Origin of the sequence: Lentzea indica (genome assembly GCF_012184385.1) — a bacterium.
Taxonomy (GTDB): domain Bacteria; phylum Actinomycetota; class Actinomycetes; order Mycobacteriales; family Pseudonocardiaceae; genus Lentzea; species Lentzea indica.
The window spans coordinates 1-10,013 of record NZ_VSRL01000301.1 but is presented as its reverse complement, the minus strand read 5'-3'; the positions used below and the strand labels follow the sequence as shown (position 1 = coordinate 10,013).

At 70.0% G+C, this 10,013-nt stretch carries 11 protein-coding genes and 1 pseudogene; 10 read left to right on the top strand and 2 right to left on the bottom strand.

Translation table 11 applies throughout. The features are described from left to right. The 5 genes from FXN61_RS42865 to FXN61_RS42845 all read left to right on the top strand — a co-directional run. The coding region (locus tag FXN61_RS42865) for an RNA polymerase sigma factor (protein WP_167979572.1) at window positions 1–962 on the top strand (962 nt) is incomplete at its 5' end. A gap of 28 nt (window positions 963–990) precedes the next feature. Further along, window positions 991–2,010 carry a Ppx/GppA family phosphatase gene (locus FXN61_RS42860; RefSeq protein WP_167979571.1) on the top strand — a complete coding sequence of 340 codons (1,020 nt, stop codon included), beginning with the start codon at window positions 991–993 and terminating at the stop codon, window positions 2,008–2,010. Between the two features lie 30 nt (window positions 2,011–2,040). Next, window positions 2,041–2,406 (top strand): hypothetical protein, encoded by a 366-nt coding sequence (locus FXN61_RS42855; protein ID WP_167979570.1) that lies wholly within the window; start codon window positions 2,041–2,043, stop codon window positions 2,404–2,406. A 311-nt stretch (window positions 2,407–2,717) separates the two neighbouring features. Then, window positions 2,718–3,569 (top strand): GAF and ANTAR domain-containing protein, encoded by an 852-nt coding sequence (locus tag FXN61_RS42850; RefSeq protein WP_167979569.1) that lies wholly within the window; start codon window positions 2,718–2,720, stop codon window positions 3,567–3,569. A gap of 95 nt (window positions 3,570–3,664) precedes the next feature. Beyond that, window positions 3,665–4,369 (top strand): GAF and ANTAR domain-containing protein, encoded by a 705-nt coding sequence (locus FXN61_RS42845; RefSeq protein WP_246292901.1) that lies wholly within the window; start codon window positions 3,665–3,667, stop codon window positions 4,367–4,369. Between the two features lie 25 nt (window positions 4,370–4,394). On the opposite strand, the gene FXN61_RS42840 is transcribed toward FXN61_RS42845, so the two are convergent. Both FXN61_RS42840 and FXN61_RS42835 read right to left on the bottom strand, forming a co-directional pair. Next, window positions 4,395–4,547, bottom strand: coding sequence for a hypothetical protein (locus tag FXN61_RS42840; protein ID WP_167979568.1), 153 nt, complete (start codon window positions 4,545–4,547; stop codon window positions 4,395–4,397). Window positions 4,548–4,553: 6 nt separating this feature from the next. Continuing rightward, window positions 4,554–4,919 (bottom strand): low affinity iron permease family protein, encoded by a 366-nt coding sequence (locus tag FXN61_RS42835; RefSeq protein WP_167979567.1) that lies wholly within the window; start codon window positions 4,917–4,919, stop codon window positions 4,554–4,556. A gap of 182 nt (window positions 4,920–5,101) precedes the next feature. Here FXN61_RS42835 and FXN61_RS42830 point away from each other — a divergent pair, with 182 nt between their 5' ends. The 5 genes and pseudogenes from FXN61_RS42830 to FXN61_RS42810 all read left to right on the top strand — a co-directional run. After that, on the top strand, window positions 5,102–6,007 hold the full coding sequence (locus FXN61_RS42830) for an NAD-dependent epimerase/dehydratase family protein (protein WP_167979566.1): 906 nt from the start codon (window positions 5,102–5,104) through the stop codon (window positions 6,005–6,007). Then, entirely contained in the window at window positions 6,007–7,599 is a 1,593-nt protein-coding gene (locus FXN61_RS42825; protein ID WP_167979565.1) for a carbamoyltransferase family protein, read from the top strand. Before FXN61_RS42830 ends, FXN61_RS42825 begins: the two co-directional genes overlap by 1 nt. Next, window positions 7,596–8,486, top strand: a complete 891-nt coding sequence (locus FXN61_RS42820) for a glycosyltransferase family 2 protein (protein ID WP_167979564.1) — start codon at window positions 7,596–7,598, stop codon at window positions 8,484–8,486. The genes FXN61_RS42825 and FXN61_RS42820 overlap by 4 nt, the downstream gene beginning before the upstream one ends. A 48-nt stretch (window positions 8,487–8,534) precedes the next feature. Beyond that, complete coding sequence (locus FXN61_RS42815; RefSeq protein WP_167979563.1) at window positions 8,535–9,725, top strand: UDP-glucose dehydrogenase family protein; 1,191 nt, start codon at window positions 8,535–8,537, stop codon at window positions 9,723–9,725. A gap of 29 nt (window positions 9,726–9,754) precedes the next feature. Further along, a pseudogene (locus tag FXN61_RS42810) lies at window positions 9,755–10,013 on the top strand (Rv2629 family ribosome hibernation factor); the annotation flags it as partial.

The following is a 10,013-nucleotide window of genomic DNA, read 5'->3' as shown; positions in this document are numbered from 1 at the left end:
CGGCCGGCGCCGTCGCCGCGGCCGCGCAGGACGACACGCTCACGCTGCTCTTCCTCTGCTGCCACCCGGCGCTGACGGCGTCATCGCAGGTCGCGTTGACTTTGCGCGCCGTGGGCGGACTCACGACCGCCGAGATCGCGGCGGCGTTCCTGGTGCCGGAGGCCACGATGGCGCAGCGCATCAGCCGGGCCAAGCAACGGATCCGTGCCACCGGCGCCCGGTTCGAACTCCCGCGGGAAGCGGAGCGGCCGGAGCGGCTGGCCATCGTGCTGCACGTGGTCTACCTGATGTTCAACGAGGGCTACACCGCCAGCAGCGGACCGGAGCTGGGCCGCGCCGACCTGACCGGCGAGGCGGTCCGGCTGACCCGCCTGCTGCACCGGCTCCTGCCCCGCGACTGCGAGGTCGCAGGGCTGCTGGCGTTGATGCTGCTCACCGACGCACGCCGGGCGGCGCGAACGAACGAGACCGGAGCGATCGTGCCGCTCGCCGAACAACGCAGGGACCTCTGGGACGCCGCGATGATCGCCGAAGGCGTGACGGTGGTGGAGCGGACGCTCGGCACCGGGCCGGTCGGGCCGTACCAGCTGCAGGCGGCAATCGCCGCCGTGCACGACGAAGCTGCCACCGCGGAGGACACCGACTGGCCGCAGATCCTGGCGCTGTACGACGTTCTCGTCCAGATCGCGCCAGGCCCGGTGGTCACGCTCAGCCGCGCGGTGGCGGTCGCCGCCGTGCACGGTCCGCGGGCGGGCTTGGCGGTGCTCGGCACTCTGGAAGCGGACGAACGGATGGCGCACAGCCACCGCCTCGAAGCGGTCAGGGCGCACCTGCTCGAACAAGCGGGAGACCTCGCCGCGGCCGGCGAGTCGTACCTGCGCGCGGCGAGGATGACCGCGAGCCTGCCCGAACAGCACTACCTGGCCGTGCGTGCGGCCAGGTTGCGTGGCACGGGTGGTTAGCCCGCGCCCCAGCGGGTATGGGCTCCACATGCGTCTTGGTGTGCTGGACATAGGGTCGAACTCGGCGCAGTTGCAGATCGTGGACGTCCGTCCGGGCGCGCCACCGTTGCCCGCGCACTCGGTGAAGTCACCGACGTTGCTGGGCGAGGAGATCGAGCCGGACGGTTCGGTCAGCGCGGAGGGTGTCGAACGGGTGGCGTCGGCCGTCGCGGACGCGGTGGCCGCCGCGTATCGGCATGGTGTGGACCAGCTGTACCCGTTCGCCACGTCGGCCGTGCGGGATGCGACGAACCGCGAGGAGATCGTCGGCCACATCCAGCGGGTTGTTGGCATTCGGCCGCAGTTCCTCGCAGGGGAAGAGGAAGCACGGCTGACCTATCAGGCCGCGCATCGCTGGTACGGCTGGTCCGTCGGGCGTCTGTTGTTGCTCGACATCGGCGGCGGTTCGATGGAGATCGCGCTCGGCCGTGACGCCGACCCGGAGCTCGCGGTGTCGCTGCCGCTGGGCGCCGGCAGGTTGACCCGCGCGTTCCTCGACCACGATCCGCCGAAGCGGGCTGAGGTCAAGGAGTTGCGCCGGCACGTGCGGGACACCCTGGGCGAGGTCGTCGACCGGCTGCGGTGGGAGAGCGCGCCGCGCAAGGTCGTGGCGACGTCGAAGACGTTCAAACAGCTCGCCCGGCTCGCGGGCGCGGCACCGCAGCGCGACGGGCCGTTCGTCTCACGGGCGTTGTCGGCGGACGACGTCCGCGACTGGATCCCGCGGCTGGCCAAGATGTCCGCGGCCCAGCGAGGACGACTGCGCGGGGTCTCCCAGCCCAGAGCCAAACAAATCCTCGCCGGCGCCATCGTCGCCCACGCCACCATGACGGCGCTCGGTGTGGAACGCCTGCGCATCTGCCCGTGGGCGCTGCGTGAAGGAATCATGTTGCAGCACATCGAAACCACGGCGGACGGCAACGTCTCGTTGCCGCTGCAGCCCCTGGTGCGCATGGCGGACCAGCCCGAGGCCACCGTGACACCGCTGCACAACCCGCCGTTGCGGTAAGAGAAGAGATGTCGAGCACGAACGACAGGGTTGTTTGACCGGCGCAAAGCGCGGGTAGCCGGGATCGGCGTCAAGCAGTCGGCGCTCTTCCGTCCGACTGCGCTCAAGGCGGCGATCCCGGTGAACCACAGCTCTCTCGACGAGGCGATCTGTGAAGCTCTCGTCCTCATCCGCGCCACCTCCGGAGCGGACCTCGCCATGCAGGCCGAGCAGGCCCGCGAATGCCTGGCGAAGGCGATGGTGGAGGCGCCGGACGCGCCCCAGCGGGCGTTGGCGCACGTGGCGGCCGCCGATGAGCACCTTGAATACGGCGAGCTGATGGAGGCGCGCACGCTGTTGACCGCGGCGCGAGATTTCCTGCCTGGGCGACGGGCCGTGGTCGCTGCTCGCGCATGATCCGGTGGCCGGTCAGGCTGCTGATGGTCTTGCTCGTCGCGTGGGCGGAGGTCTGGGCCCGAGTGCCGCTGACAGGCTCAACATCCCGCGCGGCATCCGCGTGCTCGAACAAGGCGTGCAGGTTCTGCGGTCCATGCAGGACAAGGCTTTCGCGCTGCCACTCAACCCGGCGGCCAGCGACCCGTCGGACGTCGGCGGTGAGCACCGGAATCGCTTACCGTGGGCAGGCGTTCGGCAGCGCAGGTTCGGCCTGATCCACCGCCGCCACCGGTGTTCCGCCGGATGGGAAGGAGACGAGCGAGGTGCCGCACATGCCGCCCAGTGCCGAGGACTGGAACCGCGACAGGACCAGGTTCACGGCCGACGCCGAGAAAGCGGCCGCGTCCGGCCGGGCACCCGCGCGGGATCACGGGGCGCCGCTCGGACCGCTGGCCCAGCAGTTCGCCACCCTGACCTACTCCCTGCTCGACGCCACCACCGCCGGAGAGGTGTTGCGGCAGGTCGTCGACGCCGCGGTGCGGGTCGTGCCCGGCGCCGACGTGGTCAGCGTGACCCTGCGGTCGCGTGACGGGAAGTTCCACACCCCGGTGGAGACCGACCCGATCGCGATCGAGCTCGACCAGTTGCAGTACGACCTGCTGGAGGGTCCCTGCCTCGACGCGGCGGATCCGGCGGGACCCGCCGTCGCGGTCGCTCCCGACCTGTCCACCGCACGGTCCTGGCCCCGGTTCGGCCCGGCGGCGGCCGAACGAGGCATGGGCGCGGTGCTGTCCACGGCGCTGCTGCCCGACGCCCAGGCGCCCCGGTTGTCCGGCGCGCTCAACATCTACTCCCGCGAGCGGCACGGTCTCGACCAGACGGACCAGGCGGTGGCGTTGTTGCTGGCCACGCACGCGTCGCTGGCCCTGTCCCACACGGAAGCCGTCGACGCGGCCACGTTGCACGCCGCACAGTTGCGCCGGGCGATCGACTCCCGCGACGTCATCGGACAGGCCAAGGGCATCCTCATGGCCCGCCGCGGCCTGACCTCCGACGAGGCGTTCGACCTGCTGCGCCGCTCCTCCCAGGACCTCAACGTCAAGCTCGTCCAGCTCGCCGAGATCATCGCGAGCCGCCACACCGAGCTGGACCTGCCGGGCCTCACCGACCCGACGGCACCCTGAACGCTGATGCGGTGAAGTGCGAACGCCCGGTGATGTTCGTAGGCTGGCGGGAGTGGCGAACCGCGGCGAATGACCGGTGGCAAGAGGAAAGGACGTTGGACGGGCAACACCGAGACCGGCTCATGCAGCAGGTGTTCGAGTGCAGGACGGCGTCGGGGCGTGCGGAACTGGGGCAGGCCCTTTGTGCGGCGTGCGTGCGCATGCTGCCCGACGTCGATGCCGCGGCGTTGGTCTTCTACGGCGACTCTCAGACCCGAGAGCTGGTCGGTGCCAGTGATCCGTGGGCGGCGGGCATCGAGGAGGCGCAGTACACGCTGGGCGAGGGGCCCGGTGTCGAGGCCGTCGCCGCTGGCGGCCCGGTGCTCGTCCCGGACCTGACCGCCGACGGGGTCCGGTGGCCGGTGTTCGCCGCGTCCGGACAGGCCGGGGATCTCGCGGCCGCGTTCGTCTTCCCGCTGCAGGTCGGTGCGATCCTGCTCGGCACGCTCGCGCTGTACCGCCGCCGTCCCGGTGCGCTGCCCGCCGAGTTCGTCGTCGAGGCCGCGGTGCTGGCCGACCTGGTCTCCCAGGTGCTGCTCGCGCAGAACGAGCAGATGGGAGGCGAGGAACAGGTGCGGATGGAGACGTCGTACCAGGACGTGAACATGGCGACCGGAATGCTCGCCGCGCAGCTGCGGATCAGCCTGGAGGAGGCACTGCTGAGGTTGCGGGCGCACGCGTTCGCCGCGGACAGGTCGATCCTGGACGTGGCGCGGGACGTGCTCGTCCGGCGCCTTCCGCTCGATCAGCTGGCCGACTGACCTGCCGCGACTCCTGTGGAGTTGGCTAGTCGGACCAGTCCGGGTCCGTGCGTTGCTCGGCGGCGGCGTCGACGACTTCGTTGGCGCGCGCGACCTCCGCCTCGCGTTCGGCGTCGCTGTGCCGATGGCAGAACCGCTCCAGCACATCGCCTCTGCTGTTGCCTCCCCGAGCCAGCACGGCGCCCTACCGGTCCCGCCCGGCATGCCGTTGACTGGTCATCTGGTCTTCGAGCCGATCCTGTTCGGCCAGCGACCGGGTCTCCACCGCGATGACCTCGTCGCGGGCTTCGCCGTGGATCCGGATCAGCTCGTCCAGCTTGAGCAGGACCGCCCTCGACTGGCGATCCGTCGTGTGCTGGATGAGGAACACCATGAGGAAGGTGACCGCCGAGCACACCGACCACAAGACCGTGTGCCAGCCCTCGGAGAACCCCGCCACCACACCGACGACGACCCATGCGAGCACGATGGCCACGGCGGCCACGCCGGTCGAGGCAGCTCCGGCACCTGCGACCACTCGATGCAATGCGTGCGAGAACAGGACACGCATCCGTCTGTCGTTGTCTTCCATGCAATCGGTTACCCCGCGCCGTGGTGATCACGCCAGTGGTTGCGTTTTCGCAGCTCACCGTCCTGTCCTCGAAGCAGGACTCTGCGATGCGACGAGCACGAGGACGCCGCCGACTTTCCCGGGAGCGGTGTAGGGCGCGTTTCGCCGGGTAGCTCATTCGCATGGTGGAGCGTGCTGTGGTGACCGGAGGCGCGGGCTTTCTCGGTTCGCACGTGTGCGAGGCCCTGGTGGCGCGCGGCGTGCGGGTGATCTGTGTGGACGACTTCAGCACGGGTGCGTCCGCCAACGTGCCGCCCGCCGTGGAACTCCTGCAGGCCGATGTGAGCAAGCCGTTCCGGTTGCCGCCCTGCGACCTGGTGCTGCACTTCGCGTGTCCCGCGTCGCCGTCGGCCTACCTGGCGTCGCCGGTCGGCACGCTGGAGACAGGCGGGTTCGGCACCCATCACGTGCTGGAGGAGGCCAGACGGCTGGGCACGCGGGTCGTCATCGCCTCCACCAGTGAGATCTACGGCGATCCGCTGGAGCATCCGCAGCGCGAAACCTATTGGGGCAACGTCAATCCGATCGGGCCGCGCAGCGTGTACGACGAGGCGAAACGGTTCGGTGAAGCGCTCGCGTTCGCGTACCGGCGGCAACACGGTCTCGACGTCGGCGTGATCAGGATCTTCAACACCTACGGGCCGAGGATGAAGTCGAGCGACGGGCGAATGTTGCCCACGTTCTTCGCGCAGGCGCGCAAGAACGAGCCGTTGACCGTGCACGGCGATGGCACGCAGACGCGGTCGCTTTGCTACGTCGACGACCTCGTGCGCGGCGTGCTGGCCATGGCGGACAGCGACGAGGCCGGACCGGTCAACCTCGGGAACCCCGAGGAGGTGACGGTGCTGGAGGTGGCCAAGCAAGTCATCGAGGTGACCGGCAGCCACTCCGAGATCGAGCACGTCGGTGCGATGACCGACGATCCGCGGCGACGCAGGCCGGACATCAGCAGGGCGCGGGAGCTGTTCGGCTGGGAGCCGGAAGTCTCGCTGGAACAAGGACTTCGAGTGATGGCGAGGGAGGCGTGATGCGGGTCCTGGGCATCAACGCGATCTTTCACGACCCCGCGGCCGCCCTCGTGATCGACGGGCACACGGTCGCGGCCGCCGAGGAGGAGCGGTTCTCCCGGCGCAAGCACGGAAAGCGCCCGGTGCCGTTCTCTGCGTGGGAGCTGCCGGAGATGGCGGCGAAGTGGTGCCTCGAGAAAGCGGGGCTCACGCCGTCCGATCTCGACGCTGTCGCGTACTCCTACGATCCCGCGCTCGCGGAGGACGACACCGCGCCGTGGGAGGAACTGCGGACCACTTATGCCTGGCGGGCCCCGCAGTTCCTCGCCGCTGCGTTGCCAGGGCTGGACCCGGAGATCGTGCGGTTCGTGCCGCACCACGCCGCCCACGCGGCCTCGACCGGGCTCGCGGCGCCGTTCGGCGGGAACTGCGCGGTGCTCGTGGCGGACGGGCGTGGCGAGTGCGGCTCCTACCTCGCGGGACGGTACGAGAACCAGATGCTGGTCAAGCTCGCCGAGCAACGGCTGCCGCACTCGCTCGGCCTGCTCTACGAAGACCTGACCGAGCACCTCGGTTTTCTGCGGTCCAGCGACGAGTACAAGGTCATGGCACTGGCCTCGCATGCTGAACCGGTGCACCTGGACCTCATGCGCGAGCACATCACCACCGCTGACGGCGGCTTCCAGATCACGCCGATCGAGTGGAACACGCTGGCCAAGCCGCCGGACGGGGAACTGCTGCAGGAACACGCCGAACTCGCCGCCAGCGTGCAGCGCAGGCTGGAGGAGGTGCTGCTGGAGCTCGCGACGTGGCTGCACGACCAGACCGGTGAGCGCAGGCTGGCGATGGCGGGCGGGGTGGCGTTGAACTGCGTCGCGAACACGCGGATCTTCGCAGAGGGACCGTTCGACGAGGTGTGGGTGCAGCCCGCGGCGGGTGACGCCGGCACCGCCCTCGGCGCCGCGCTGCACGAGGCGTCGGGTGAGCCGCTGGCACCGATGCCCGGTGCGGACCTCGGCCGCGGCTGGGGCGATGACGAGATCGAGCAGGTGCTGCGGACGGCGAAGGTGGTGTACGAGAAGCCGGCGGACCTGGCCGCGGTGGTGGCGCGGGCACTGGCGGACGACAAGATCGTCGCCTGGTTCCAGGGACGCTCGGAGTACGGACCGAGGGCGCTCGGACGCCGGTCGTTGCTCGCGAACCCGTGCTACGCGGCGAACCTGGAACGGATGAACGACGTCAAGGGCCGCGAGCAGTTCCGGCCGATCGCACCGATGGTGCTGGAAAGCCGGGCGCACGAGTTGTTCGCGCGCGGACCGGTTCCCAGCCCGTACATGCTTTTCGTGCACGACGTCCGTCCTGAGTGGAGGGACCGCATCCCGGCGGTCGTGCACGTGGACGGCACTGCTCGGGTGCAGACCGTGGCGAACGACCCGCTGCTGGAACGGGTGCTGCAGGAGTTCGACCGCCGCACCGGCGTGCCGGTCGTGGTCAACACCAGCCTCAACACCGCGGGGCGGCCGATGGTCGACTCGCCGAGGGACGCGCTGGAGTGCTTCGGCTCGTCACCGATCGACCTGCTCGCGATCGGCCCGTACGTGGTGCGGCGATGACCGGCTACACGGTCATCATCCCCACCCTCGGCCGCGAGAGCCTTGACGTCGTGGTGAACGCGATCCGGCACGGCGACGGGCCGCCGCCGGACGAGATCATCGTGGTGTACGACGAGTTCGGCCGCGGACCGGCCGCCGCGCGCAACGCCGGATGGCGGCGGGCCGCCAGCGAGTGGGTGGTGTTCGTCGATGACGACGTGGTGCCGCCACCGGACTGGAAGCGACAGCTCACCAAGGATCTCGCGGCAGCGGGCAACGACGTGGCCGCCAGTCAGGCGCGCATCGAGGTGCCGCTGCCGAGGGACCGCAGGCCCACCGACTGGGAACGCAACACCGCCGGCCTCGCCGAGGCGAAGTGGATCACCGCTGACATGGCGTACCGGCGGTCCGTGCTGCTGGAGACCGGTGGGTTCGACGAACGGTTCCCGAGGGCCTACCGGGAAGACGCGGATCTCGCGTTGCGGGTGATGGACCTCGGGTACCGGGTCGTGCGAGGTGACCGGGTCACCACGCATCCCGTGCGGCGCACCGGTTTCTTCACCAGCGTGAAGCAGCAGCGCGGGAACGCCGACGACGCGTTGATGCGCAAGCTGCACGGCCCGCGGTGGCGGGAGAAGATCGGCGGACGCCGGGGCAAGCTGCGCGAACACGCGCTCACCACGTTTCTTGCGGCTGTGGCCCTCCTGTGTGGACTGAGCGGCAAGCGGCGGGCCGCGGCCGCCGCGGTACTGGGCTGGGCCGCTCTGACCGCACGGTTCGCGGCACAACGCATCGCGCCAGGGCCCCGCACGGCACCGGAGATCGTCCGGATGATCGTGACGAGCGCCGCCATCCCGCCGGCCGCCTGCCTGCACCGGGCCCGTGGCGAACTCCGGGTGCGCGCGTGACCCGGGGGAGGTCCTGACCGCCGCACGAGACATGTTGGGAGGACGGACGTGCATCGAATCGGTGTCGTCGGCGCCGGGTACGTCGGCCTGACCACGGCCGCCTGCTTCGCGCACCTCGGTCACGACGTCGTCTGCGCGGACGTGGACGAGTCCAAGATCGAACGGTTGCGGCGCAACGAGGTCGACCTGGTCGAGCCGGGGCTCGCGGAGCTGCTGGAACGGCATGACGTCGAGTTCACCGCGGTGTTCCCGTCCGATGTGGACTTCCTGTTCGTCTGCGTGCCCACGCCGTCGGGTGATCACGGTGAAGCCGATCTCACCGCCGTCCACGACGTCGTCGCCCAGGTGCCGGAGAACACCGTGCTGGTGCTGAAGTCGACGGTTCCCGTCGGTACCGCTCGCGGCATTGCGCATCGGCTGACCGTGTCGAACCCGGAGTTCCTGCGCGAAGGCCACGCGGTGGAGGACTTCCTGCGGCCGCAACGGGTCGTGGTCGGTTCAACCGACGAGAACGCGGCCAGGAGTGTGGCAGGACTCTACGGCGACGTGCCGGTCGTGCTCACCGACAACACCACCGCCGAGCTGATCAAGTACGCCTGCAACAGCTTCCTGGCGGTGAAGCTGTCCTTCGTCAACACCCTCGCCGAGCTGTGCGAACACGTCGGCGCGGACATCGACGGCGTCACAGAGGGCATGCGGCTGGACGAACGCATCGGTGCAGCGTTCCTGCGGCCGGGCCCAGGATGGGGCGGCTCCTGCCTGCCCAAGGACACCCGCGCGTTGCTCACCACGGCACGTGACCAGGACGTCGACTTCGCGACCCTGCGTGCCGCCGTCGACACCAACGACCATCAGGTCCGCCGCATCGCCGACAAGATCGAGGGCAACCGGATCGGGCTGCTCGGACTGACGTTCAAGGCGGGCACCAACGATCTGCGCGACTCGCCGGCGCTCGCGATCGCACGGCTGCTGGACGGCGACGTCAGCGCCTACGACCCGGCGATCACTCACGACGTCGACGGCATCACCGTCGTCAGCACGCCGGAGGAACTCGCGGACGGCCGCGATGTGCTCGTCGTGCTGACCGAGTGGCCGGAGTTCGCCGAGCTCGACTGGCCCGCGCTCGCGGACCGGATGACGACACCGGTGCTCGTGGACACGCGCGGCGTCGTTCCTGTCGACAAGGTCCGGGAGGCGGGCTTCCGCCTGGTGAGCGTGGGACACGCGGGAATCGTGTAGATGTCCATGTATCGGGTAACACCCGGTACATGGACATGTCGAAGTTGCGAGACGTAGCCACGGCGCCAGGTCCGTTCGCATCGGTCTATCTCGACGCGTCGCACGACACGGAGGACGCGGCCAAGGTCGCCGAACTGCGCTGGCGGGGACTGCGGAACCAGCTCGCGGACCAGGGTGCACCGGAGAAGACGCTGGCCGCGCTGGACAAGGCCGTGTCCGCCGCCGAGCCGCCTGCCGGCAAGGCAGGGCGCGTGCTGATCGCTTCGGGTGCCGGAGTGCTGGTGGACC

Coding starts and splice junctions, on each gene's coding strand:
- FXN61_RS42825 (WP_167979565.1), top strand. CDS start 6,007: ATGCGGGTCCTGGGCATCAACGCGATCTTTCACGACCCCGCGGCCGCC.
- FXN61_RS42830 (WP_167979566.1), top strand. CDS start 5,102: ATGGTGGAGCGTGCTGTGGTGACCGGAGGCGCGGGCTTTCTCGGTTCG.
- FXN61_RS42820 (WP_167979564.1), top strand. CDS start 7,596: ATGACCGGCTACACGGTCATCATCCCCACCCTCGGCCGCGAGAGCCTT.
- FXN61_RS42860 (WP_167979571.1), top strand. CDS start 991: ATGCGTCTTGGTGTGCTGGACATAGGGTCGAACTCGGCGCAGTTGCAG.
- FXN61_RS42850 (WP_167979569.1), top strand. CDS start 2,718: ATGCCGCCCAGTGCCGAGGACTGGAACCGCGACAGGACCAGGTTCACG.
- FXN61_RS42835 (WP_167979567.1), bottom strand. CDS start 4,919: ATGCGTGTCCTGTTCTCGCACGCATTGCATCGAGTGGTCGCAGGTGCC.